General features: G+C 49.6%; 19 protein-coding genes. 13 read left to right on the top strand and 6 right to left on the bottom strand.

Annotated features, from left to right (window positions below):
• Positions 1 to 30: 30 nt before the first annotated feature.
• The 9 genes from ACWHX8_RS03680 (at position 31) to ACWHX8_RS03640 (ending at position 11,453) form a co-directional block, all read left to right on the top strand.
• Positions 31 to 1,107, top strand: coding sequence for a TonB family protein (locus ACWHX8_RS03680; protein WP_447970613.1), 1,077 nt, complete (start codon positions 31 to 33; stop codon positions 1,105 to 1,107).
• Between the two features lie 104 nt (positions 1,108 to 1,211).
• On the top strand, positions 1,212 to 1,682 hold the full coding sequence (locus ACWHX8_RS03675; protein WP_447970612.1) for a hypothetical protein: 471 nt from the start codon (positions 1,212 to 1,214) through the stop codon (positions 1,680 to 1,682).
• 36 nt (positions 1,683 to 1,718) lie between these two features.
• Positions 1,719 to 2,144: a TonB-system energizer ExbB gene (gene exbB, locus ACWHX8_RS03670; RefSeq protein ID WP_447970611.1), complete on the top strand. Its 426-nt coding sequence runs from the start codon at positions 1,719 to 1,721 to the stop codon at positions 2,142 to 2,144.
• Positions 2,134 to 2,508 carry an ExbD/TolR family protein gene (locus tag ACWHX8_RS03665; protein WP_447970610.1) on the top strand — a complete coding sequence of 125 codons (375 nt, stop codon included), beginning with the start codon at positions 2,134 to 2,136 and terminating at the stop codon, positions 2,506 to 2,508. Before exbB ends, ACWHX8_RS03665 begins: the two co-directional genes overlap by 11 nt.
• Positions 2,509 to 3,211: 703 nt before the next feature.
• The gene (locus ACWHX8_RS03660; RefSeq protein ID WP_447970609.1) at positions 3,212 to 5,296 is read left to right on the top strand and encodes a TonB-dependent receptor; all 2,085 of its coding nucleotides are present in this window, start codon (positions 3,212 to 3,214) and stop codon (positions 5,294 to 5,296) included.
• Between the two features lie 20 nt (positions 5,297 to 5,316).
• On the top strand, positions 5,317 to 5,514 hold the full coding sequence (gene hemP / locus ACWHX8_RS03655; protein ID WP_447970608.1) for a hemin uptake protein HemP: 198 nt from the start codon (positions 5,317 to 5,319) through the stop codon (positions 5,512 to 5,514).
• A 17-nt stretch (positions 5,515 to 5,531) separates the two neighbouring features.
• Positions 5,532 to 7,868, top strand: coding sequence for a TonB-dependent receptor (locus tag ACWHX8_RS03650; RefSeq protein WP_447970607.1), 2,337 nt, complete (start codon positions 5,532 to 5,534; stop codon positions 7,866 to 7,868).
• Positions 7,869 to 7,892: 24 nt separating this feature from the next.
• A complete protein-coding gene (locus ACWHX8_RS03645; protein WP_447970606.1) occupies positions 7,893 to 9,005 on the top strand; it encodes a PepSY-associated TM helix domain-containing protein in 1,113 nt (370 codons plus the stop codon).
• 186 nt (positions 9,006 to 9,191) lie between these two features.
• Entirely contained in the window at positions 9,192 to 11,453 is a 2,262-nt protein-coding gene (locus ACWHX8_RS03640) for a TonB-dependent receptor (protein WP_447970605.1), read from the top strand.
• 205 nt (positions 11,454 to 11,658) lie between these two features.
• On the opposite strand, the gene ACWHX8_RS03635 is transcribed toward ACWHX8_RS03640, so the two are convergent.
• The 6 genes from ACWHX8_RS03635 to ACWHX8_RS03610 form a co-directional block, all read right to left on the bottom strand.
• Entirely contained in the window at positions 11,659 to 11,838 is a 180-nt protein-coding gene (locus ACWHX8_RS03635) for a hypothetical protein (protein WP_447970604.1), read from the bottom strand.
• A complete protein-coding gene (locus ACWHX8_RS03630; RefSeq protein WP_447970603.1) occupies positions 11,835 to 13,007 on the bottom strand; it encodes a PepSY-associated TM helix domain-containing protein in 1,173 nt (390 codons plus the stop codon). The genes ACWHX8_RS03635 and ACWHX8_RS03630 overlap by 4 nt, the downstream gene beginning before the upstream one ends.
• A 32-nt stretch (positions 13,008 to 13,039) precedes the next feature.
• Positions 13,040 to 13,861, bottom strand: a complete 822-nt coding sequence (locus ACWHX8_RS03625; RefSeq protein ID WP_447970602.1) for a TonB-dependent siderophore receptor — start codon at positions 13,859 to 13,861, stop codon at positions 13,040 to 13,042.
• Positions 13,789 to 15,501, bottom strand: coding sequence for a TonB-dependent siderophore receptor (locus tag ACWHX8_RS03620; RefSeq protein ID WP_447970601.1), 1,713 nt, complete (start codon positions 15,499 to 15,501; stop codon positions 13,789 to 13,791). The genes ACWHX8_RS03625 and ACWHX8_RS03620 overlap by 73 nt, the downstream gene beginning before the upstream one ends.
• Before the next feature lie 269 nt (positions 15,502 to 15,770).
• Positions 15,771 to 17,456: a PepSY-associated TM helix domain-containing protein gene (locus ACWHX8_RS03615; protein ID WP_447970600.1), complete on the bottom strand. Its 1,686-nt coding sequence runs from the start codon at positions 17,454 to 17,456 to the stop codon at positions 15,771 to 15,773.
• Between the two features lie 146 nt (positions 17,457 to 17,602).
• On the bottom strand, positions 17,603 to 20,146 hold the full coding sequence (locus ACWHX8_RS03610) for a TonB-dependent siderophore receptor (RefSeq protein ID WP_447970599.1): 2,544 nt from the start codon (positions 20,144 to 20,146) through the stop codon (positions 17,603 to 17,605).
• 350 nt (positions 20,147 to 20,496) lie between these two features.
• Between ACWHX8_RS03610 and ACWHX8_RS03605 the strand changes: the two genes are divergently transcribed.
• The 4 genes from ACWHX8_RS03605 to ACWHX8_RS03590 all read left to right on the top strand — a co-directional run bounded on the left by ACWHX8_RS03605 (position 20,497) and on the right by ACWHX8_RS03590 (position 26,159).
• A complete protein-coding gene (locus ACWHX8_RS03605) occupies positions 20,497 to 21,063 on the top strand; it encodes an MOSC domain-containing protein (RefSeq protein WP_447970598.1) in 567 nt (188 codons plus the stop codon).
• A 365-nt stretch (positions 21,064 to 21,428) separates the two neighbouring features.
• Positions 21,429 to 22,535 (top strand): extracellular solute-binding protein, encoded by a 1,107-nt coding sequence (locus ACWHX8_RS03600; protein ID WP_447970597.1) that lies wholly within the window; start codon positions 21,429 to 21,431, stop codon positions 22,533 to 22,535.
• 1,073 nt (positions 22,536 to 23,608) lie between these two features.
• Positions 23,609 to 23,731 carry a hypothetical protein gene (locus tag ACWHX8_RS03595; protein ID WP_447970596.1) on the top strand — a complete coding sequence of 41 codons (123 nt, stop codon included), beginning with the start codon at positions 23,609 to 23,611 and terminating at the stop codon, positions 23,729 to 23,731.
• A gap of 310 nt (positions 23,732 to 24,041) precedes the next feature.
• Positions 24,042 to 26,159 carry a TonB-dependent receptor family protein gene (locus ACWHX8_RS03590; protein WP_447970595.1) on the top strand — a complete coding sequence of 706 codons (2,118 nt, stop codon included), beginning with the start codon at positions 24,042 to 24,044 and terminating at the stop codon, positions 26,157 to 26,159.
• The last annotated feature ends 15 nt before the right edge of the window (positions 26,160 to 26,174 follow it).

Below are 26,174 nucleotides of genomic sequence, written 5' to 3'. Positions count from 1 at the left end.
GCACATGAAATTCTTTAGGATTTCCTATTAATGTTTATGACTTACCACATCACGTCTCACAAGAAAATGTCTCGACAGTCCATCCTCTCCTGGGCAGGATCCTTCGTCATCCATGGACTCATGGTTTTTCTGGCCCTGGAACTCATGACACATGTCACACCCGCTCCTTCATCGAAGCCACTTCAATGGAATGTCTCTCTCATGAACCCGCTACCCGCCCCGCATACCCCTCAATCACAGGAGACAGTCAAACACGTTACGCCAACACATCGTGCAGCCATTTCTCGATCGCAGCCGAAAACACAGGTCACGCAACACCGACGCCGCACACGGCAGGCACCCGCGCATCAAGTCGTCCACAGATCCACGCATAGTCACGTCACCACCAAGGCATACACACCGCAACGAGCATTACCAAAATCCATGGTACAAACCACGGCGCAAAGGTCCCCTTTGCGTCAGGTCACTGCAACAACGCACAACACCGTTCGTCTCAAGAACAGTACGCAACAACAGACGCCAGTTGTCACATCCCCTTCTGGACTCAAGACACAGACTCACACGACATCGACCAAGCCTGTCTCCCAATCTGTCAAAACGTCATCGTCTGTTCAACACTCACAGAGTAATCGATCAGGCAGTATGAGCAGACCAGAACCCAAACAAAAAAATCTACACACGGCCATCTATGCCGGCAAACCTGACTCACAACCAGCAAGGCGTGTTTCCGCTCAGCCGAAACCCGTATCGACACCAACACACAAAGTTGTCTCGCGGCCACAGTCCTCCAGAAACACACGCGTCGCATCACCTAAGCTGTCACCCGAGGTCCTTGCCTTCTTAAAACGACTTCGGGAGAAAATCCAGCGACATCGGGAGTACCCACGTGTCGCAAAACGACTTGGCTATCATGGCGTCACCACGGTCGCGTTTTCCTTATCACAGGGCGGGAATCTTACTTTGCTACAAGTATCTGAACCATCGGGACACGACATCTTAGATCAAGCAGCGTTGGACGCTATTAAAAAAGTCATGCCGTTAAAGCCACCTTCGATGATGGGAAATGCAGCCATCGAAATCCCGGTGTCGTTTGAATTGCGACGCTAACAACACCGTTTCAACCAATAACTCCGTCAACCCACTACGCGAGACATACAACAGAGAGAACGCAGTACAATTATTTTCTATCCGTCAACAAAGGAGAATGTGCCATGTCGATACGATTGTTACTGACCTTCATTATTCTTGGATCCCCCATGTTCACAACCGTGACCCTGGCAAACCAATCGGCCTTCACGGCTCAAACAACAGATGCCGGCGGTGTAGAAATGACCTTGGGCAACGCACGACTGTACTGGGAAGATCAAATTGATGAGACCACATTTGTCCCACATGAAATCACTCACGTCCCAGTCAAGCGCGGAACCGCAACGGTGAATGTGAAGTTTGAGAACATTAAACACATCGATGTAAAACCTGGCTCATCAGATAAAGACACGGCCTCTCTGACCATCGCACTCCAAAATGGAAAAAGCGGTGAATTTCCTCTTGCCAAAAATGTGAGCCTTATTGGAGATTCTGATTTTGGTCAAATCAAGGTCCCGGTGAAAGATTTGAAAACCATTGTCTTCACCAAAAATACAAACATGAAAAGTGTTCAGTCTCAATCAAAGACGAAATAGCGGAATTGCGATAGAACGTACAAAGGAGCCACTCGCATGAATTCATTACACGCCGTCGTCGATTACGGAGTCATCGGACTGTTGATAGCCTTAAGTATTTGGGCACTGGCTGTGGCAACAGAACGATGGTTGTTCTATCGACGACTCAATCTTGCTCAATTTCCAGACCGACAACGTCTCGAAATTTCGTTAACCAAACGACTCGTCATTATTGGAACCGTCGCGGCCAACGCGCCATATATTGGGCTACTGGGTACAGTCTTGGGAATTATGATGACATTTCAAAGCATGGGAGAAGCGAAAACCATTACAGTCAGCACGATTATGGTTGGATTAAGCCTCGCCTTAAAAGCGACGGCCGTCGGTCTGCTCGTCGCCATTCCCTGTGTCGTCATGAATAATGCCTTACGTCGGCGAGTCACAGAACTCCTGACAGAACATGCGGTGGTCCATGGATCGTGAACTCAATGAAATCAATGTCATTCCACTTGTCGATGTAATGCTCGTCTTATTGGTTATTGTTCTCACCACCGCAACCTTCATCACGACCGGCCATATTCCTGTCGATTTAGCCAAAGCGTCAGAAGCGACAGCCCAGCCGGACGAACCCATTCGTATTACGTTGACGTCAAAGGGAACACTGTTTCTCAACGATCAAGAAATATCCCGAGAGGGCCTCATTGCACAACTACAAGAATATCCACGAAAAACACTGGTGGTCGTGCGAGCCGACCGGATCATCAAACTCGAACAATTTGTCGACGTCGTCGATGAAGTGAAGGGCGAAGGATTTCAGCAAGTCAGTCTCGCCGTCGAGCGAAAGTAATCCAGAGAGTAATGGAAAGTCCGTCAACGAACAGAACCCCTCCGCACACATTCCGGTAGAGCAAACTCGAGATGGTCATGAGGTTTCATGACCATCTCGAGCATTCAGACTGAACAAAGCAATACGGTTCTACGCATTTATTCTTCGAATTTATCACCTTTTCCTCTACGACATTCTCCAGTCAATACGGTTTTTCACTCCTCTCTCCTATTATCAAATCGTCCACCCATCACTCACTGCTGCATTCACACATGCAACGGGCTGCGTGTTCTTTGCTTAGTCAGCGGGATAACAAGAATTCAAACGGCATTTCCACAAAATCAACATATTTTTCTGGCAGATAAACATTCTCTTACTACAAGTCATCATTTACACTGGGCCACATTTTTGTGCCATACAAAGAACACAAAGTAGTCTTATCCATTTTGGTGACGACGTGAAATACCGTTTCACTCACAACACACTATGGACTGGAGTGTACATGCCTATTCATTATGACCGCCGATCACTGAAAACCACTCTCATCAGCCTCGTCGTCTTACTTAGTCTCACATCAGCCGGCCTTGCGGATGAGTTGAGCACAGAAAACCCATTAGCACCTAGAGAAGATACGCCAACAGAATCAACACTATTGCCACATACTTCAGCGAAAACAAGGCCCCAAGCACCGAGCAATCAGACATCCTCCCCTCAAAGGATCAAGTTGAAACCAGTCACGGTGACGGCAACTCGGTTCGAATCACCCTTGTCGTCCATTCCTGGCGCCGTCACCGTCATTTCACCGGAAACCATTAAAGAACAAACCCTGTTAACACGAAACCCAAGCGATCTTCTTGGAAAACTCGTTCCCGGCTTAGCCCCAGGAAATCAATCGCCAACCAACAATCCGATTGGCAGCAATGGTGGACAAACACTCAGGGGCCGCACGGCATTAGTCCTGATCGATGGTGTCCCGCAAACATCTATCCGTAATGCCGGTCGTGATTTGCGAACGATTGATCCATCGGCCATTGATCGTATCGAGGTCGTCCGTGGGGCTACGTCAATCTATGGTGATGGAGCCACCGGAGGCATAATCAACATCATTACCAAACGACCAGAATCTGAAACCCCGGTCTTCACGACGGATGTCATGATCAATTCAGCCCCCACCAATCCGTCGGCCAGCTTCGGTGGACGATTTGCGCAATCACTCTCTGGAAAGAAAGCTGGCGTGGACTACTTCGTGAGTGGGTCATACGAACATGTCGGCGGCATGTTTGACGCCGATGCCAGTCGCATCCCTCCGGATTTATTGAGTGCTCAAGGGGGATTATCCGATCTCCAGGTCTACAACATCATGGGGAAATTCGGATATGACTTCTCTCAGCAACGCATCCAACTCACCGTTAATCATTTCCAGTCACAGCAAGACACAGATTACGCATCAGACCCCATCGTCAATACGCTTCCCCTGAAATCTGAACGTGCGCAAGCACGCAAAGGCCTCAAATTAGATGACCAACCCGAGTCTCGAAATACCATGGTCAATCTGGACTATACCCATCAGAATGTTTTAGGAAGTCGAATCCATTCCTTGGCCTACTACCGAAACGCGTTAACACGGTTTCAGCCCTTTGATGGTCAAGCCATTGCCAGTCTCGGGAATAACATCACGCAATCACGTGTAGAGTCAGAGGAAGTCGGGTTTCGTCTAGAGATCAATACTCCCATTCCTCTTCCACAGGTCACGGCGCCACGACTCTTATGGGGGTTTGATTTCTCTCGAGAAGAAGCCTCTCAGCGTGTGGCAATTATGGATCCGACTGCCTTCAATAATTCAGGAGGACTCGTTTTTCAAAAAGTGGATGATCGAGTGTGGGTTCCACCACTGGAACAACGCAACCTGGGCCTATTTGGACAGCTGGAATGGAGCCCATTGGAAAACTGGATCATCCAAGGAGGCATTCGCTATGAACGCATTGATCTCAACCTTGACTCCTTTACAACGCTGGCCGGAAATACGATTGCTGGGGGAGACCTTGATTTTGACGCAACCGTCTTCAATGCAGGAACAGTCGTCTTCCTCACTGATGCCGTCAATGTCTTTTTTAATTATTCACAAGGGTTTTCCGTTCCCGACACCGGATTAATCCTCCGAAGCGCCCCCGCAAACTTTTCATTTGCGTCCTCCCAACTTGAGCCCATTGAAGTCGACACCTATGAAATTGGGATCCGTGGAGAATGGCACACGTTCCAAACGTCACTCTCCGGGTTCTACAGTGAATCGGATATGGGCGTCTCTTCAAACGGATTCGCCGCAAATGTCATCCGTGCCCCAGAACGCGTGTGGGGAATCGAAGGCACATTTGACGTCCAACCGGACGAAGCCTGGGCCTTGGGCGGCACGCTCACATGGCTCGAAGGTGAAAACGATGTGAATGGCGATGACAACTACAATGCCCTGAATGGATTTCGAATACCGCCGGTCAAATTAACCGGATACATTGAACACCACACCGCTCCTGCCTGGAACTGGAAAAACCGTATTCAGATTCTCTATGTTGGAAATCGCAATCCCGGATTGAATCCCACATCTTTTGGTGGAAGACCCGTAGAAAGTTACGCCGTGCTCGATCTTATTAGCACAGTCCAAGCGGGACCGGGACTCCTACAGTTTGGCATTGAAAATCTGCTGAACCAAGATTATTTCAATACCACGGCGCAACTGCTCAGGACAGGAAGAAACGATAGTTACACGGCATCACGCGGCATGGTGCTCACATTGGGCTATCGTGTTCAATACTAACCCCTGTGAGAGAGCAGAGCTTGAACAAAATATCGAATATTGACCTGAAATCCGGGACTGAAACTACTGGGAAACCAGTCAGAACACCTGTCCCATCACACCTGGCTATTGAGAGCCTCGACCTCTTCCAAGGTCATCAGAAAATTATCATCATTCACCAAGGGCAAGAATATACATTACAGGTCACACGTCAGGGAAAATTACTCCTGACGAAATAGTACAAAGCCAGCGTCCCATGGGTAGATCTCCTGCCAGTGACTGGGTTGCCAGCCAACACCATCAATTTTCACGATCAGTGATAGGAGAGTCTATGGGAATCCTCACCAGTCGGGCGTTGACCATTATTATCGTTTCCATGAGTAGTCTCCACATGGCAACTCCAAGTATTGCAGAAACAGGTGCAGCAGAGCATGGCATCGCTCAGCAAGAAACCTCGTCAGGAGAACAATCAATTCCCGGTGATTCGACTCCGGAAGCTAACGCTCCTGGGGAGCGGACTAGCGAGGGCACGACGATCCAAAAGATCAAACTCACACCCGTGACTGTTTCCGCGACACGAGTCGAGAAACCCATTACGGCAATTCCCAATACCGTCACCATAGTGGAACGAGAAACCATTACCCAACAAACCACCATTCGAGATGACGTGCAAAGTATTCTCGAAAATACCGTTCCTGGATTTGGGCCAAGCCTGAGAAGACTGAATGGACAAGCCGAGAGCTTTCGTGGACGAAACCCCCTCTATTTAATCGACGGCGTGCCGCAGTTCAATGCGCTGCGTAATGCTTCACGCGACGGCAAAACCATCGACCCATTCTTTCTCCAACGTATTGAAGTGATACATGGATCCAATGCCATTCAAGGCGTCGGCGCAACCGGCGGCGTTGTCAGCATGGTGACTCGCTCGCCTCGAAGCGATGGATCTTGGACGAATATACTCCGAGCCGGTGTGACGTCACATGACAGTTTTAATAAAGACGGATTCACGTACAAAGTTGCCGGACTGACCGGGAAAAAACTTGAACGATTCTTCGATGTGATTGGTGGTGCGACCTTTCACCACCGAGGCCTCTACTTTGACGGCAACGGTGACCGCGTTGGGTTGTATCAATCACAAGGCGACACGATGGACTCAAAATCATGGGATGTGTTTTTCAAGGCTGGATTCGAGCCAGATGACCATCAACGCCTCCAAGTCATGGTCAATCACTTCAACCTGGAATCTGATGGAGACTTTGGTCCGGTCATCGGAGACCGCACAACAGGACGCCTCACCACGACGGAAAAGGGTGGCCTCTTTACACGAGAACTGGATCCACCTGAAAATGACGTCACCACGCTTTCAGTCGATTACACCCATAACTCATTGTTGAACGGAAAATTAACTTCTCAACTTTTCTATCAAGACTTTGCCGCAGTCTTCGCGGGCGGGTTCAATACATTTTATACGCTGACCCCGGGAGGCGCAGCCGAGTTTGATCAATCCACCTTAAAATCCAAAAAACTCGGCGCAAAATTTATTTATTCGTGGAATGGTCTGGAAAACTTGGATATGACGCCAAGTCTTGGGTTTGATTTCATACGCGATGAAACATCACAAGTCCTGGTTCAGACGAATCGTAGCTTTATGCCGGAAACGATCTTCGACAGTTACGCACCATTTGCCCAATTCGACTATACCCTCTTTGATCGAGTGCATCTGACCGCCGGCGTGCGCTATATCTTTGCCGAACTGACGGTTGACGACTTCACCACACTTCCCGTCTCGAATAACACGTTTGTCTCCGGCGGCAATCCGACATTCCAGGAAGTCTTACCAAACGGAGGTATTACATTCGAAGTAACCCCGTGGATGTCAGTCTATGGCTCGTATGCCGAAGGCTTCACGATGCCGGACGTAGGACGGGTGTTACGCGCCATCAATTCCCCAGGACAAGATGTGGATTCCTTTCTCAACCTCGATCCTGTGGTCACGGAAAATATTGAATTTGGCATGGACTTCACTTTCACCAGAGGGCAATTACATGTGTCCTATTATCGCTCCGATTCGGATCTTGCCGCCAGACTACAAGCGAATCCTGACGACAGCTTTACCGTCGAACGTGAGAAAACCCGCATCTACGGGCTTGATGTCACTGGATCAGTGGACGTCACTGATGCAATTGTCGTCGGACTGAACTATTCCTGGATTCAGGGAGAAATAGATTCGGATGACAATGGATCATTCGATACGGAACTCGATGGGATCAACATTTCACCGAATCGCCTGAATCTCTTTAGTACCCTCTCTCTTGATAACGGACTCAGCGGACGGGTGCAGTTGTCCCATTTGTTTAAACGAGATTTCGGAGGACTGGCAGCCAGTCCGAATGCCGACTTTAACGGTATCACACTCGTGGACTTGTTGATTGCGCAATCAACTGAATACGGACAGTTCAGTCTGGGCATTGAGAATCTCTTGGATAACCAATATGTGACGTACTTTTCCCAAGTGAATCCATCACAAAACAATCAATCATTTTTTGCTGGAAGCGGACGAACGCTTTCATTATTTTGGCAACATGAGTTTTAACCCGTTCCTTTACACATGTGAATTATGACAGGCCTTCGATTATTCCATCGTTGGATGGGTCTATTCTTAAGCCTGATCGTCATCGCCATTGCCTTTTCCGGCGGCATCCTGATTTTTCACGATGCCGCCCTTCGCTACGCATGGCCGGAACTGGCTCAGCCAATTCAAGCAGGCCAGGAGCATGCGTACTCGACCATACTGACGGGACTGAATCATCGCATTCCAGATGCCTCAATCCGCCAGATTCGATTTCCCGTTCAGGGGAAAAATGCCTTTCAGGTCTGGTTAAGTGATGACTCTGAAGCCTTCGTCCATCCGATCTCAGGTGAAGTGATCACTCGCTGGACCTGGGATGAATCGCTGATGGATATCCTCTTTGAACTGCATGTTCATTTGTTTGCTGGAGAAGTGGGCGAGCAAACGAATGGGATCGTCGGCATACTGGTTGTCGGCTTTGTCGTTTCGGGGCTCATCCTCTGGTGGCCTCGACGTAAAAAATGGGGCGTACGATCAATCGTTCCACAACACGCATCTTCGCTTCATTTTATGCGATCCCATTCCGCTCTCGGCGTTATCTTTTCCGCTTCTATTCTCTTAATCGTCGCAACCGGTATCACCATGGTTTTCAATCAACCCATTGTCACGGCCATCACGTCTCTGTTGGATTCCCAGCCTCCCGCAGTTCCTACCGCCACGGTAACATTCGTGGATCAACCCACGCAGTCTTGGGCAACCATTCTGGGAACAGTCGCCAAGGTCTTACCGAAAGGCCAAGTGATTTCAGTCAGACTTCCGAGCAAAGACAACGCCGTCATGAGCTTTCGGAAACGTATGCCGGAAGAGTGGCACCCCAACGGACGATCATTTGTGTTACTCAACCCTTACACCGGAGAGGTACTGCAAGCCATTGATGCTGAGCAGCAAGAGTTTGGCATGCGTATCACGCAAAAATTCTATCCACTCCATGCGTCAAAAGTCGGAGGCATCCCCTACACCTTGCTTTCGCTCGGCACGTCTGCAGCCCTTGTGATCATTGGAATATTCGGCATCATGAGCTATCTCTATCGAACGTTTCCTCAAAGAAAATATGAAAAAGTAACTCCCAACCCAGCGCCGACTCTCGATCAGGAATGTTGAAGAACAGGACACGCCTCACATGGTCATCATAGTGTGTGTTGAGAAACACGGTAAGTCACAGAGTGCACAATAAGACATAACTGTTGACTATATAGCTCGAAGCCAGCGTCCCCATAGGTAGTTCCTGCCAGTGATTGGGTTGCCAGCCAATATTGCCTTTTTCACAAAGAATTCATGGGAGAGTCTATGAATATCCGTATTTGTCGATCGTTGGTCATTGTCGTCATGTTCATGAGTAGCCTGCACATCGTTATTCCAAGTCGTGCAGAAACAGGCTCAACGCAGAAACACATCACGCAGCACGAGACAAACTCAGGAGAACACGTCACGCCTCGTGGTTCAACACCAACACCCAACGACGCTCTTGATTCTCCTCCCGAGTCAACGACGATTCAGCAGATCAAGCTAAAGCCGGTCACCGTTTCTGCCATGCGAGTCGAAAAACCGGTAACGGCCATCCCGAACACTGTCACCATCTTGGAACAGGAGGCTATTACCCAACAAACCATCATTCGAGATGACGTGCAAAGTATTCTTGAAAATACCGTTCCTGGATTTGGCCCCAGCCTCCGACGACTGACTGGACGTGCAGAAAGTTTCCGCGGACGCAATCCGCTGTATTTAATCGATGGCGTCCCGCAATTTAATGCGCTCAGAGATGGCTCTCGAGACGGCAAAACCATCGACCCATTTTTTCTCGAACGAATCGAAGTCATTCACGGCTCCAACGCGCTTCAAGGCATCGGGGCAACCGGAGGAGTTGTCAGCATGATTACGCGTGCACCTCGAGCAGACGGAACGTGGACGAACCTCGTACGGGCAGGCATCACCAGCCATGATAGTTTTAATGGCGACGGATTGACGTATAAATTGGGGGCAATAAGCGGAAAACGATTTGACCGGTATTTTGATGTGATCGGCGGCGTCACGTTTCACAAACGAGGTCTCTTGTTCGACGGCAATGGAGACAGTGTAGGGCTCTATCGAACGCAAGGCGATACAATGGACTCGACATCCTACAATATCTTCTTCAAGGCCGGCTTCGAACCGGATGACCATCAACGCCTACAAGTCATGGTTAATCACTTTGACCTCGAACGTGACGGAGACTTTCGCCCGGTGTCCGGCGACCGATCAGTCGGACGGCTAGCCACGACGGAACAAGGCAATCCACGCGCCGAGGTCGGGGACCCAGCAGAAAACATTAACACTACCGTGTCGGTCGATTACCGCCACGACGCGTTATTCAATGGAGAACTTGTCACGCAATTTTTCTATCAGGATTTTTCAGCCCTATTCGAAGGAGGCACCTTTGACACGTTTCGCCTTACCCTCGCTGGACCGGACTTTCTTGACCAATCGGAAATTCAGTCAAAAAAACTCGGCACGAAACTCATCTATACCTGGAACGGGCTGAAAGACATCGACTTTCAGCCAAGCGTAGGATTTGACTTTCTTCGCGACCGGACTTCACAAATCCTTGCCCGCACGAACCGTGAATGGGTTCCGGAGACGATCTTTCATAGCTATGCACCTTTTGCACAATTCGACTACACGCTTCTCGATCGCGTGCATTTCACCGGCGGCTTTCGCTATGTGTTCGCGGAACTTATCGTGGATGATTTTACCACTATCGCTTCGGCCAATAATTCCTTCGTCTCCGGAGGGAATCCGACGTTTCAAGAAGTGTTGCCGAATGGCGGGATGACCATTGATCTGACCTCTTGGCTATCCATCTATGGCTCCTACGCCGAAGGATTTACAATGCCGGACGTTGGCCGTGTGCTACGCGCAGTAAATACGCCAAACCAGGATGTGGAATCACTCGTCAATCTCGACCCCGTCGTCACGGAAAACATTGAATTCGGCGTTGATCTGGAATTTAGTCGCGCCCGCATGCACGTCGCCTTTTATCGTTCAAATACCGACCTCGGGTCACGCCTCGACCCCAATGCGAATGGCATCTTTCAGGTTCGACGAGAAAAGACGCGCATTTACGGCATAGATTTTACCGGCTCGGTCGATGTCACGGAACATCTTGTCGTCGGGTTGAACTATGCCTGGATTCAGGGGGACTTTGATTCGGATAACAATGGGAAGGTAGACACGGAACTCGATGGCGTAAACATAGCCCCGAATCGACTCAACATGTTCAGTACCGTCTCACTCGACAACGGCCTGAGTGGTCGCGTGCAGGTTTCCCATCTGTTTGATCGTGATTTTGGAGGCCCAGGGTCCAACCCTCAGGCTAACTTTAACGGCATAACACTCGTAGACCTCTTGATTGCCCAAGATACTGGCTACGGACAATTCAGCCTCGGGATCGAGAATCTTCTGGATAACCAGTATGTCACCTACTTTTCACAAGTCGACCCGGTGCAATCCAATGATACGTTTTTCGCCGGTAGCGGACGAACGCTTTCAGTATTTTGGCAACATGAGTTTTAGTCCTTCAGAGAACTCATGAATCAAAGAGAATGAATTATAGCGAAACCAAATAACTTCCAACCGAATGTACATCATGTACACAGCGCAAAAACACACGTCGTATAGACGGAAGTAAATTGGAACGGCTATAACGCTGAGAAATGTTTCAGCAGAAGACGGGTAGGATTTAACAACATGCTCTCATTCATAGAAAGTCATGCGTATGTCATCCGTGAGATTTCGAGATGTGCCAAAGTAAAATGATGACGGTGTACCCCAACGTCCCCCAAGAGAGGACATCCCACCACGCGTCTCCTAATAGGGCCGAGAGTAAACCAATCGTACTGACAAGCGCCAGCATCGATGGCATACGCCAAATCTGACGGCGATTCAACGTGGCACTCATGCAGAGGACTTCCGTGATGATGGAGACAAAACAAACGCATCTTCTTGCTCCACAGCGGCCAATGCCTGGTCTTCGATTGATACCGCGCTTTTCTTCTTCCAGAGATACAAACCACTACCCAGCACGATGATGGTGATGATATCGAGGAAGGCCCAGATCAACTTAAGTGGCAGGCCTCCGTAATCACCAAAATGTAACGGTTGAGACAGCAACAACACGGTGACATACCAGGGCAGCTCACGCGAATCCGCAACCTGAGCTGTTGTTGCTTGTATCAGCACCGGCTTGAGCAATTTCGACGTCAAGGGCGTCTTCCCGCGCATGAAGGCTGTATAATGTTGAGGTCCGGCAAAACGAGTGCCGGGAAACGCCAGAAAGAACAGTTCCCCATCCGGCTCCGCCGCCCTGGCGGCTTTGACCACCCGATCAACAGAACCCGGTTCGACAGATGATACCTGGCCTTGATAGGGAGCAAGCATCGAGGCTAACTCCGTGGCCTGCCATTGTTGAAAAATTGGATTGGCCAGGGTATTGATTGATCCCGTTGCGCCAACCACCAATGCCCAGACCACCGTAACAATGCCTAGCAAATTGTGAAGATCTAACCATCGAGTACGTCGAGACCGTTCCCACCGGATCGAACCAAACGACAACTTACGCATGAACGGGGCATAGAGCACAATGCCCGATATGATCGCCGCAAGAAACAGAAGTCCCATGGCGCCCAAAAACAAGGTGCCCGGCAACCCAGTGAACATATCCACATGCAGCCGCCAGAGAATACGCATGATGCCTTGATTGACAGGATAGTCGTGGATAAATTTTCCAGTCCGCGCATCAAACATCGATAAGGTCGAAGTTTCCTGCGACGTCGCGGTTTCTCCGAACCGCACCCACCAGGCATAGGGCTCATCCTCATCGCTCACCAGAAACTTTACCGCTTCATTTGGACGCCTGGCTTTGGCCGCCTCCACGATGTCATCAAGATTGGCTCTTGCTGTGACACCAGGCATCTCGGGCGGGTCTACTGAATTCCCTACCAGATGATCAATTTCGTGATAAAAGATCAGGGGTAAGCCCGTCACGCAAAGCAATAGTAAGAAAATCGTACAGATCAAACTCGTCCATTTATGAACGAGATACCAACCCCTGATTGTCTGTGGATTCATATTTTGGCCCTAACATGTCGCAGTCTTACCGACTACCACCGATACGTCACACTGCCAACAACGTTCCGTCGCTCTCCAAACGTGCAGAAAAATGTTGTTCCTCTCTCAAAACACCCGAACTGTTCATGATCGAAGATATTGGTGACATTGAGCGCAAAGAGAAAGCGTCTCCATTCATAATCTAGTGCGACATCACCGACAACATAGCTCGGCACTTCAAAGGTGTTCGTGTCATTCGCAAAGGTGGATCCGGTATAACGCACACCTCCACCTATCCCAAGCCCCTGAGCATGACCTGACGGAACGGTATATTTCACCCACAGGGAGGCTAATTCCTTTGGGGTTTGGGACAACCGAGAGCCTTCTTCGCCGGCGTCATTGCTCTGTAAAATTTCATTATCTAAGTAGGTATACGACGCAATGAGATTCAACCCAAAATCGAAACTGGCAATGCCTTCGAGTTCAAAGCCTCGAGAGCGCACCTCTCCCGTTTGAAGCGTGTTACCGGGAACACCGGGATCGCTGGTACTCACATTCTGACGCGTCAGATCAAAGACTGCGGCAGTCACAGAGCTGTTCGTACCGGGGGGTTGATACTTGATGCCGAATTCAAACTGTTCTCCGGTTTCTGACTTGAACGTGTTGCCGCTCACATCGGTTCCAATCACCGGAAGAAACGAGGTGGCATAGCTAAAGTATGGCGCGACTCCGATGGGCGAGTGATACATGATTCCAGCACGTCCCGTAAACTTGGAATCATTTTGATCCGTCTTCGCACCAGTCAAGTTATTCTTTGTGTCATTGCTCGCCCAATCGTGACGCACCCCACCAGTAATGTGCACATCATCAAACATCGTGATCTCATCTTGAAGATACACCCCTGTCTGCCACTGGACCGTGTTCCGAAATCGCCATTGTCGAAAATATCAATAGAGGATGCGGCACTGAAGATTTGGACGGCATTGACGTTCACACGCTGCACATCCACGCCACCCAACAATGTATGCGTCATCGATCCTGTTGCCACATCACCCTCAACATGGGTGTCAAAGGTAATGGCCTTCACTTTTCCAGCAGTACCAAACACTTGCCGCTCAACTGTCCGTTTATCCGCTCCAAACCCTGAACTGAAGACCGTCACATCATCAACATTCGTTGAGTTGTAGCGGAGATTTTGCCGAATGGTCCATGCGCTATTGATATGATGCTCAAATTGATGGCCGATTGAAAATTCCGTTCTATCGTACTCGTCAATGCCAGGTTGACCAGTAAATCGCTTGAAAGAAATGCGCCCATTAGGATTCCCTCGTAACGTTCCCTCAGCCGGTAAAGCTTGAGAAGAACCCAAATTATCTTTCTGATACCAGCCATGGATCGTGAGCGATGTGTCCAAAGTTGGCTGCCACGTCAACGCCGGAGCAACATACACTCTATCGTTTTGGACAAAGTCCAATTGTGTATCACTCTCCCGGAATAGGCCCGTTAACCGATAAAAGACCGTCTCGCTGTTTTCCAGTGGCCCTGAAACATCAACCCGGCCTTCATAACGATCGAAGCTCCCTGCCAGAAATTGCACTTCACGAAAGGGGTCTCGTGTCGGCAGTTTCGAGACATAGTTCACCAGACCACCTGGACTTCCCTGACCATACAGCACAGACTGTGGCCCTCGTAAGATATCGAATTGCTCTGCACCATAGGGTTCAAGATTGTAGCTTATGGCAAATCCAGGGTTACGCAGTTGCAACCCGTCCCGGTACAAACCGTCAAGGTCAGCACGAAATCCTCGAATTCTCAAAAAGGTTAAACGAGGGTCAAACCCGAATGGCTCTCCTTGCACACCTGGGGTATACCGTACGGCATCACTGAGACTATTGACATCCTGCGCACTCATGACCTTGCGTGTGAGCACTGAAATCGACTGAGGGGTTTCAATGAGTGGGGAGTCCGTCTTCGTGGCAGAACGCGCGGTCTCCGCAACGTAGCCGGTCTCCCTACTTTCTCTCACAATCACTTCGGATAATCTGATTTTTGGAATACCCTGTGTCTCAACGGTTTTCTCGCCAGGAGCGCGATGTTCCGAGGAGTCTTCGTGGATACGATTTTCCCAACCCTCACGTTCCACGATTCGAATCACACCCGATGCGTTGGCCTGAGATGAGAGGCCGGTCCCGTCAAGCAATCGATCCAAAGCCTCTTCTGGAGAAAATATTCCCGCAATTCCCTTTGTGCGCCGCTCATGAACGATGTCTGTATCATAATTGAGGGAAAGGGCACTCTTCTTGGCAAACATCGTGAGGGCAGGCTGAAGCCGTTGTGGCGGGATGTGAAACGGCAATTGCAGATCGTGTACGACTTTGGCGACGATTCGCGATGTCGATGGTTTCGTGCGAGCATCTGATGGTTCACCGGCCAATACGCTTCCGAGTACAATGACACTCAAGACGACTCCGGTCAGCACAGATGAAACTCCATAGCCCAAAAGTCGTCTCGCCATACACATGACTCCGCTAAGCAATACGATGGGTGATAAAGAACATGTGTTCGAGGTGAACGGCGAAGACACATGGCTCATTCGAATCCGTTCGAAGGAACGAGTGATCTTAGGTGATCCTGCTCGGTGGAGGGAATGTTAAAGCAGCGGGAAAAACATGTTTATCGGCCGGATGAACACGAACAGATGCGTCATGCAGTCTGTGTGATAGAGATCCATGCAAAACAGGTATGGCGGCATAGCCATGTCCAATTGCATACCACACAAGGCACTCACCAACGCATATACCGGAGCCAGAGCGCTGACGGAACCAAAAGCATCACGCAGAATCCGGCAATGCTCCAATACACGGCCATCGGCACTTCAGGACGGGGCGGGACCATAACCGCGCCTTCTTGCTGTAAATCAATTGCCCCAATCTTGAGTACGTGTTCCATTCCATCTTTAGCGATAAGCCGAAGATGAAATGGTTCAGGGATGAAGCGCTGCCCCTTTGGTAATGTTACCTGCCCCCGCACACGGTCAGATAACACTTGCAATGAATCGGCATGGACTTCCGCATCCCGGCCATATTCATAGAATGCGTTCTGAATGTTGAAATGCAATTCCGAATCGAAATGTATACTGATAGTCTGAGTCCCTGCCTGCGGTTCGCCCTCCCGATAGACCGTGCCCCTCCAATCCTGGAACGTCAGCGAACCGGCTGGGATGGGGGTGATCCTCTGCAGTCCAGCGGACACCTGTCCCCCTGTGATAAACGCGACGGCAGACCATGCACTGGCGATCAGAACCATCGTAGTCGCAATGCCGGAAATCATCCAACGATAGCGACGCCGCCCATAATGATTCTCGGTTCGTGTAACCCGTACCCAATGAATCGTCGATCCGGAGAGAATACCAATCGTGAGGACAAGACCAGACGCAAACCACAAAACTTTCGTAGCTGTTCCCCCGAACGTGCCAAAATGCAAGGGATCTGCGGTGTGCATCAGGCGTTCGCCAAGAGACAACTCGATTCCTCTTTGAAGATCGAGGATTTCCCCAGTATAGGGATCCAGCGAAACAGAGTTGGCCTGGCTTCGCACGACAGAAGCTTCCCCCTGGCCATACACTGTGACAATGTGCTGCGGGTGGGTTGGGAGTGAGATCGTATCAATCGTGAGCTCCGGATACGCCGTCTCGACCCGTTGAACGATTTCATCTAGCGGGAGCGGGCGTAAGACGACTGAATGGGCATTGGCAGCCTCGTCGCGCACGCTCGCAAGTGCAACCTCCCGGTTGAGCACACCGGCTCCAGCCAGGACAAGTTCCGTCAAATACCACACGCCCGTCATGGAAAGAAGCATCGCCACAAGCAATGACCACACGCCGCAACAACGATGCATGTCGGACCACATGATGCGCCATCCACGCCCAAGACGAATCGTGTAAAACGCCCGCCACCAATGCTTGAACACACATAAGCCGGTGATGGCTGCCCCGAGCGTAATCAGCGAAAACATTCCAACCAGGAATGTGCCATGAACACCGATCGTGTCCGGCACCAGGTAGAGTTGCTTGTGAAAGATGCGGATGAAACTCTTGATGTCCAGAAACGTCCGCTGTCCGGTCACTTCATGTGTATAGGGATTAAGAAACACCACCCGGGTGTCGCGAGGTGGATACTGTACGACAGCCGCGGCCGCACTGTTCGGATCCGGCGGTGCGAAAACCCTGGCAACCATGGCATGTGGATGCGTGGTCTTGACGGCCTCATACAGCTTGTCCCACGAGATAGGCCGTTCGGCGACATCGGCTGGAGGAGAGACTTGCCGAATCGGGTCGAGCCACCAATCCAGCTCAGGCGTGAACACAGCTATCGTTCCCGACAGGCAAATGGCAAATAGCAGAATCCCAAGATTCAGCCCAAGCCATCCATGAATACTGAATAGTTGTCTGTTGGTAAACCAGGCGGACATGAACAATGACAAAAAGGACTGAACCAATGCACCAGAAACGCCTCGCCGGCGCCAGCTAGCAATGCAACGCAATTGAGCAAACGAACGACACGAGCTGGCGCCCCTGGCACGGCAGAGACAAAGAGACTGCGCCTTCCACACACATGTTAAAATTCAATGCCAATCGATCCGATCGCGGAGAATGGCATACCCGGATGCGCAACCGATTGATCACTCGCTCGAATGATATAGCCTTTATCCAACAGATTTTGCAGATTAAGTTGTGCACGCAACACCTGCCCGCTTGATAGGGTGTACCGGTACCAGGCCGCCGCGTCGAAGACAGTAAATTCATCCACGGTAATCGCTGTGGCGAATTGTACTGGACGAGCACTTTCATACCGAACGCCTGCGCCAAGTCCAAGGTTCGACAGAAACGTGTCCGGCCCGAATGTATAGGCGAACCAGAGTCTGGCCATGTGTAACGGAACATTGCCCAACGGCTGTCCGACTTCAGCGGGATCCTCTTGATTTTTTAATACCTTCGTATCCGTATAGGCATAGTTGGCAATCACACTCAATTCGTCAGTGATTTGCCCCGTAATATCCAATTCAATTCCCTGGCTGCGTTGATTGACCCCTGGGATCGAAGCAATACCTCCTGTATCGATAAAGAATTGATTGTCGGAAACTGGAACATCCTCTTTCTGAATTTGAAACAGCGCTACTGTCGCGAGCAATCGTTCATCAAACAAGTTCACTTTCAGACCGGCCTCATATTGAATGCCAGTCTCTGGATCGAGACCATTGCCATCCCGGTCTTGCGTGGTCGGGCTTGTCGGACGAAACGATTGAGTCACGCTGGCATAGGGCGAGAGCCAATTTGTCAGTTCATACAATACCCCCGCACGGCCGGTAAATTCGTGATCGGTTACACGTATTGACCCAATATGATCCGATTGTCTGACCCAATCAAACCGGCCTCCCAGCAGCAGCTTGAGACGCCCGTCTTCGAGCATGGATATTTGATCCTGAACGTACAACGCTAACCACTTCGTGCTTCTCGAGAAGTCTAGTATTCGCTGGAGATTGGCAGGAGGGTCAAAATTCACGTTTGGCTTTGACGAGATGGCCACATCAGCTAAATTCTGTCGAAAGCGCTCAAAATCCGTATCCTGCCGAATCAAATCGATACCGACCAATGCCTTGTGATCCAACCCGCCTGTTGCGAAATTGGCCAGTAGATCGGTCACGAGTTGATATTCAACATCCTCGCGCTCTTCATTCTGATAGCGCTGACGAAGCAATTCAGCCCCGGGAGCCCCAATAACCCCTCGATGACGGATGGCTTCGTTTCGAGGATTTGCGCGGTGATATTGAAAACGGTTACGGAGTGTAAACACATGATTAAACCGATGCTGGAACAAATAGCCCAGAAACAGATCCTCCAAGGTACGTCCGGCTAGATTGCTGTCGCCAAAAAACGTTTCGATCGGAACTAACGGATCGCCATCTGCGTCCAGCGGAATACCGCTGTCGTATGGCACGGTCTCATGCGTATAAGACAAATCGAAGGTTACATCGGTTTGTTCGCTAATCCTCCACGTAAGGGATGGGGCAATGGCAAATCGTTCCAATTCAATTTTATCGCGAAACGACCCTTGATTCGTGTAGGCGGCATTCAGACGATACAGCCACGTACGATCAGTATCCAGCGGACCAGTCGCATCAAAGGTTGTCCGGGAAAGTGAGAAACTGCCAATCTGTTGCTTAAAATTATAGTAGGGTTCATCGAGCGGCAGTTTAGTCGTGTAATTCAACACCCCCCCCGGCTCTAAAGCACCAAACAGAATGGAAGCCGGGCCTTTTAGCACTTCCACGCTCTGGATATTGACTAAATCCACAGATCCAACGAGCGTAGATCGCATGCCATTGCGAAGTACGATGGGTGCCTCAAATCCCCGAATGAAGGGCAAGACCTCCGACTGTGCATTCAACGTATTTCCGGACTCACCAACGCCGCTCACATTTTTATACACATCTTGGAGACGCTGTGCCGCTTGATCTTCGATCACTTGCCTGGGAACCACTTGAATAGATACCGGAGTTTCCCTAATCGGAGTATCGGTTTTCATTGCCGTACTCGCTGTTTCGGCTTTATACCCGGTCCCCCTCGTCTCTCTGACCACAACCTCCGATAATTTGATGAGTGGTGGAGTCGTGGTCTGCCGATCATCATTTGCCTTGCTTGAATCAGAGCTCTGCTGGAGTTTCTTGGTCTCTCCGCGCTTTGCTTCGGAATTTTCCACGACCCGGATGACTCCAGAATGATTGGGATTGTGCGAAAGTCCGGTCCCCGCTAATAAACGGGACAATGCCTCATCGAGAGAAAACCGTCCTGCTACGCCCGGCGTATGCCGTCCTTTTAGTAACGCGGGATCATAGACGAGATGAACACCACCCGCTTTGGCAAAACTCGATAACGCGGTCTCTAATCCACCTGACGCGATGGCAAACATTTTCTGATTGTGAACGTCGGCTGCGTCGAATTGTGAATCATGTTGTTGTGAGGCTGGCAGGTCGGGTGCCCCGTTGACTTCTTCCGCGCCGAGCATCATCATAATATTCAACACAAATCCAACGACGAGACACCAACCCGTTCGTCGTAGAACTCTTGTTAACTCGTTGTCTTGCAAGCACAGAAGAGACATCAATTTTCTCCTTACATCATTGCCGTATAAACCGCATGGTTCTGGAATAACCGGAACAGACTTGCTCTCAAGCTATTGAAGGGAACGAGGAATCGGACGGAGACTATAGGCAAACACCTTGCCAATAGGAATGTGCATATTCCATAAAAATATGTTTATTTTCCAGAGAGAACTACACAGACAAAAGAAGAAGAAATGTCCCCGTGAAAAATATCGAAGATCACGAGTGAACGCATGTACATTTCGGTAGACAATTCATACGATTTCAATAGATACTCTACGGAAAGAGAACAACGTGCTTCGCGCTAGATAACACTAAACTGGTGCTGAATTATCCCCCATCTTCTTTCATGACCTTACCTTCAGAACAATCTACTCAGTTGCGAACCCGCTACGAAGCGGGATTAGCGCACATACGGCTAGCGCCACAAGATGCAGGATGGGTGCATATGATCGTGGGACGCCCGGAAAAGGGTAAGCGGCAGATTGTCGACGTTGGGGAGTTGGATGTCACCAATGGACTCGCGGGCGATAATTGGAAAATCCGTGGGAGCTCCAGAACCACAGATGGGTTGGCGCATCCCCACACCCAGCTCACCATCATGAACTCCAGGGTGATCGCACTCATCGCCGGGGACAAAGATCGTTGGCCGCTCGCGGGAAACCAAGTCTATGTTGATCTTGATTTACACAAAGACAATCTTCCCCCCGGCACTCAATTAGTGCTGGGCACTGCGGTCATCGAGGTCACCGATCAACCCCTGACAGGGTGTAAAAAGTTTTCAGCACGATTTGGAGTGGAAGCCGTGAAATTCGTCAACTCTGCCATTGGGAAAACCCTTCAGTTACGCGGCATCAATTCCAAAGTCATTCGCTCCGGCAGGTTTCGAACTGGAGATATCATCAAGAAAATTTAGAAACTCAAATCACGTGCCGAGAACTCGGGGAAATATTAATGCATAAAACATGGAGACCTTTAGAAACACTCCTGCGTGTGCAATCTGAGACACATCAAACACAGGTACGATAGCACCCTCCGCATTACGGTTTATCTATAACACCCATATACATTCAAAAATTCGTTCGTATCTTTTTTTTGAATATCTCACCTGGCACTTCTCGTAACACCGCCTCGGACACCCTCTCCTCTCAATATGTTTAACCAATTCGCATCCATTCCAGGAAAATGAGCATTTTAAAGCAGGAAATTGAACATGTTCATCTATACCGCAGATATCGTAATTTAAAAAAAAACCCTTTAATCTCCTCGAAAGGAAATACCGTGAAAACTTTCCACACCATACACTCTCACGCTACAGGCCGTTGCGTTCTGTTTTTCGGACTCGTGCTCTCGGCCATTCTCACTGCGGGGGTTGCACAGTCTGCTGATCCGCTCACTGTGTATTCAGGTCGAGCCGAACGACTCATCAAACCCGTCCTAGATCGTTTTGAAAAAGAGACCGAGATCAAGGTCCAGCTCCTGACGTCGAAAACAGCGGAACTCGTCAACCGGCTCAAAGCGGAAGGTGAGAACACGCCGGCCGATGTACTTATCACCAACGATGCGGCGGGACTCGAACAGGCTCGACAACTGAGCCTGCTCCAGCCCCTGGTGTCCTCGAATACGATTGAAGCGAATTCCTCGGCCAAAGGCTCAGAGTCTCTTCCTCCAGCAGATCTCAAAAATATTTTGAACAATATTCCGGAACCGTATCGTGCTGCTGACAATAGCTGGATCGGTTTGTCTGGTAGATTTTACGTCGTGGTCTATAACACCACGAAGGTAAAGCCAGATGAGATAGAATCCATTCTCGATCTGGCTGACCCGAAATGGAAAGGGAAAATTGCCATAGAGAATGCCGGGAGCGAATACCTACAATCTGGAGTGTCGGTGATTAAAGCCGCATATGGGGAAGATGCGACACGAAAGTTTTTGCAAGGTCTCAAAGACAACGCCGAAAACCGGGTATATGGAAAAAGTTCACAGCTCGTCAAGGCTGTCGCGCGAGGCGAAGTCTCGGTGGGTCTTGTGAATCATTACTATGTGTATCGACAGTTAGCGGAAGAGCCAAAAGCTCCAATTGCGACACTCATGCCTGACCAACAACAAGGAGGCATGGGGGCCATTTTGAATGTTGCCGGGGTAGCCATTACAAAACCGACCAAACATGCCCAAGACGCGCATCGGCTCGTAGCGTTTCTGGCCTCTCCCGAGGGGCAAGAAATGTTTGCGGATATGAATAAAGAATATCCACTGAACCCAGAAGTGAAAACGAACGACGTTCTGCCAAAACGAGCAAGTTTTCGTGCCGCAACCGTTCCGCTTGGACAACTTGGCGAACTACGCGAACCGGCCATGACTCTTATCGAAGAAGTCGGAATGCGATAATGTTTAGCAATGACCAAACACGAAAAACGCCAAGTTGGCTACACCGACACTTTCCTTTCAAGTAAATCGTTAACCTCATAAGCCTGGAAGGTGTCACATTTCTAGTGAAGAGTTGTGACACCTTCTTCAGGCATACTCAATGTCACCAATTTCTGTTGCGAATGAATTCTTAAAAATCTATACACAACAGACTCCATCCCTACCTGTCATTGACTTCAACCTCGTATGATCATCAAACCATCCATACCTGTTATAGCCGTTTCAGTTATGCCGAATCTGCATGTCGTCGCACTGAATGCGGGTTGACCCATCGTGATTGAAACGTCAATCGCCTGTAGGTCATCCAGGCGGGCATAACCTTCCTTACGTTCAGGCGGTATCGCGCGGGGCTATAGCCGATTCACTGAACTTCTGAACCCTTGAAGGTTTTGACACCGCGTTGAAAGTCTTTAGGCATTATAGCGAAACCAAATAACTTCCAACCAAATGTACATCATGTACACAGCGCAACAACACACGTCGTGCAGACGGAAGTAAATTGGAACGGCTATAACTGGACCGAATTGAGATTCGCTATAATTGGTCGACCTCAGCTGGATCGTATTTGGATTCGCTATAATCTGTTGCACCCCACACTCTTCCTCACAAAACATTTCCTGTAAATTCGCATAATTTTCCGGAAAATGAACATTCCACAAGGTATCGATCAATGGTATCTATGTTGAAAATGATAATGCATTTCAAATTCATTAACAAGCACCACACATTAATCCTGTCATTTTTTCACACACGTTCCATGCAACCTTCACCTACGCATAGCCTACGGACAACCAGCCATGCACCAGAGGGCAAGCCGCGTCACTTGCCCTCACCTTGGTCAGAGCACCTCTCCTCCGGGGTGCTCTGACACCATTTCGTCTCACCGCTTCTGTTTTCAGCAAGGCTGCGAGGCATGAACGTTCCGTGATGAACCACACACGACTTGTCGTTGAACCGCATATCTCTCCGAGGATAGTAACTGGCGAATGAAGCTTGGCTCTCATATCTCTATGCATATTCAAAAGTACACATCCATGAAAGCACAGACCATCATTGTCGAAGGTGAGCGCGCCGCGTTTGTCAGCCTGACGTTCTCACTCGTACTTGTCGCACTCTATGTGCTGGGAGTTTGGATCTGTCCGGCTTTGCCTGTATAGAATCTGACAATACCTTCAAATTCCAGCCAACAGAGACTCCTACATGCAAAACCTCGAACAGTTCGTTCATCCGCATTCATCCCAGGCAATACGGGAAACCCCTGTCCTGGTTTTCCGCATGTATTTCCTGTGGCTGAACATTCTTTTTTTTCAGATGTTCGGGTAGTAATAGGCCTCGTCCGACTTCAACGTGATTATAAGCACACCGCATCCGATTCCATGAATGTTGTATCGCGGCATTAATCCTGTGTTGGCTTTTCTCACGTCCTCTGTCAAATCAAGTCTACTTATTTTATTAAAGGAGTTCCGAATGCTTCAACGAATGTTCAGGGTTCCGTCTCACCTTATTCTTTCTGTATATATGGGAATCATCCTCTGTCTCTTCCCCTTATCAGATGATGCATGTGCTGACACGGCGAAGACAACACCTACGTCACAGAGCGCGACACAAGAAGCTGACGCTGACAGTGATGTTCCTAAGCTGAAATTGAAAGAGATCACGGTCAAAGCCAAGTCACAAGAACTGAAAGAACACCCTGGAGCCGCCACGGTCATTTCCAAGGAAGCGATCGAAGTTTTTAAACCTATTAGCACTGTTGAAATTCTCCGAAGAGTTCCCGGCATTCATGCACCGGATGAGTACGGACGTGGACTACGTCCCAACATCGGAATTCGTGGAATGAATCCAAACCGAAGTGAAAATGTGCTGCTCCTACTTGACGGAGCCCCCATTCAACCGGCCGTGTATGGTGCAGCCTCCGCGTACTTCAATGTTCCACTCGAACAGATTGATCACATAGAAATTCTCAGAGGAGGAGCATCGGCATTGTATGGACCCAACACCGTTGGCGGTGTCATCAATTACATCACACGCCGTCCTCCACTGACACAAGAGATTAATATTCGCGAAACGATCCGCGCAGGTGAACAATTTTCTTCAACCGTGTCCTATGGCAACACATTCAATGAAACCGGCGTGCAGTTTCAGTACACCAACAATACCGGGAGACTGGTCCGGGAAAATACCGACATCCAACTCAATGACGTGGCCCTGCGCTTTACATTTCCAGTTGGCCATGACGGGAAAGCCGACCTTCGTTTGAGCGGGTATGTCGAAGAAACGGATACCCCTGGCGGCTTGTCGGCCGCTCAATTCAAAAGTAACCCTAAGCAAAGTCAACGATCGAACGACGAATTCTTTGGACGTCGATGGTCTGCCTACTTTCGTTACACACAGCCCATCACCAAGAGCGTGAAATTTGATGCCATGACCTATACCAATTCGTTTCAACGAGATTGGTTTATTGCTGACGGCCCAGATTCTACCGCCACAGGTAATACACAATTCCTGCGTGACTTCTTTGTCGCCGGGGTCCGGCCTACCGTTGAATGGTCCCCGAACAGCCGAATCAATATCGTGGGAGGCGGGAAAATCCACTTTGAAGAACAAGAGGACGTTGTCCGCCTTGGGTCAACTCCTCAAGCTCGCAATGGGATCACCAACCAACAAGCTGAATTATCAACGTTGGCTGGAACAGTCTTCACCAGCGCTAAACTCGAACTCCTCGAAGGGCTTATTATTTCACCCGGCATCCGATTTGAACGGTTCACCCAAGAGCGGGAAGTCGGGCTACAGGCAGGGACAGGGGGGGTAGGCGGAAGCTTAACAACCGAAGAGATTGTTGGAGGAATCGGTCTTTTATATCACCTCCCCTTGGGAATTGAGATTTTCGGAAACTACTCTCGCAACTTTCAGCCTCCGACGTTCAGTGAAGCGACCGACCCCACATCGGGAACAGCGAATGATCTTGGCGTGGAAACCAGTAACAATTATGAGGTTGGATTCCGCTCAAACCTCTCTGACTTAGTGTTCATCGAAGGAACCGGCTTCTGGATCAATTTCGACAACCAAATCATCGAAGAAGCCGGTGTCCTGACGAATGCACAAAAAACCAGACATCGAGGAATCGAAGGAACCATGAATGCAGGGCCATGGAATGGATTGAATGCGAATTTTAATGTCACCCTTCTCGAGACTGATTTTTTAACGGGAGTCAATAAAGGAAATGATCTTCCTAGCGCCCCAGAACTCCTCTTTAACTGGGCGGTCTCCTATGCCGTTGACACAACGCTTGGCTTGGCCAGAATCCAAATGGATGGAACCTTTGTCGGTGATCAATTTGCCGATGCAGCCAATACCGTTCAAGAAACTGCGGATGGGAGCAATGGACAACTCCCCTCCTATCATGTCACGAATTTGCGATTGGACTTTGGCATTCCCAACACCTTCGCCGGAGACATGAATCTCTTTGCAGGCGTGACCAACATTACCAATGAACACTATCGAATTCGACGTCAGGCATTCGTCAATGGAATTATTCCGGGATTAACCCGGGTATTCTATGGCGGCGTCTCGCTAGACTTTTAACTCTCACTGACTCAC

Source organism: Nitrospira sp. M1 (assembly GCF_965152605.1).
The sequence above is the reverse complement of the archived record's forward strand: the minus strand, read 5'-3'. Positions and strand labels throughout refer to the sequence as shown.

Coding starts and splice junctions, on each gene's coding strand:
- ACWHX8_RS03675 (WP_447970612.1), top strand. CDS start 1,212: ATGTCGATACGATTGTTACTGACCTTCATTATTCTTGGATCCCCCATG.
- ACWHX8_RS03645 (WP_447970606.1), top strand. CDS start 7,893: ATGACAGGCCTTCGATTATTCCATCGTTGGATGGGTCTATTCTTAAGC.
- ACWHX8_RS03605 (WP_447970598.1), top strand. CDS start 20,497: ATGACCTTACCTTCAGAACAATCTACTCAGTTGCGAACCCGCTACGAA.
- ACWHX8_RS03590 (WP_447970595.1), top strand. CDS start 24,042: ATGCTTCAACGAATGTTCAGGGTTCCGTCTCACCTTATTCTTTCTGTA.
- ACWHX8_RS03635 (WP_447970604.1), bottom strand. CDS start 11,838: ATGAGTGCCACGTTGAATCGCCGTCAGATTTGGCGTATGCCATCGATG.
- ACWHX8_RS03640 (WP_447970605.1), top strand. CDS start 9,192: ATGAATATCCGTATTTGTCGATCGTTGGTCATTGTCGTCATGTTCATG.
- ACWHX8_RS03650 (WP_447970607.1), top strand. CDS start 5,532: ATGGGTAGATCTCCTGCCAGTGACTGGGTTGCCAGCCAACACCATCAA.
- ACWHX8_RS03615 (WP_447970600.1), bottom strand. CDS start 17,456: ATGTCCGCCTGGTTTACCAACAGACAACTATTCAGTATTCATGGATGG.
- ACWHX8_RS03620 (WP_447970601.1), bottom strand. CDS start 15,501: ATGGCGAGACGACTTTTGGGCTATGGAGTTTCATCTGTGCTGACCGGA.
- exbB (WP_447970611.1), top strand. CDS start 1,719: ATGAATTCATTACACGCCGTCGTCGATTACGGAGTCATCGGACTGTTG.
- ACWHX8_RS03610 (WP_447970599.1), bottom strand. CDS start 20,146: ATGTCTCTTCTGTGCTTGCAAGACAACGAGTTAACAAGAGTTCTACGA.
- ACWHX8_RS03665 (WP_447970610.1), top strand. CDS start 2,134: ATGGATCGTGAACTCAATGAAATCAATGTCATTCCACTTGTCGATGTA.
- ACWHX8_RS03595 (WP_447970596.1), top strand. CDS start 23,609: ATGAAAGCACAGACCATCATTGTCGAAGGTGAGCGCGCCGCGTTTGTC.
- ACWHX8_RS03680 (WP_447970613.1), top strand. CDS start 31: ATGTTTATGACTTACCACATCACGTCTCACAAGAAAATGTCTCGACAG.
- ACWHX8_RS03625 (WP_447970602.1), bottom strand. CDS start 13,861: ATGTTTGATGATGTGCACATTACTGGTGGGGTGCGTCACGATTGGGCG.
- ACWHX8_RS03630 (WP_447970603.1), bottom strand. CDS start 13,007: ATGAATCCACAGACAATCAGGGGTTGGTATCTCGTTCATAAATGGACG.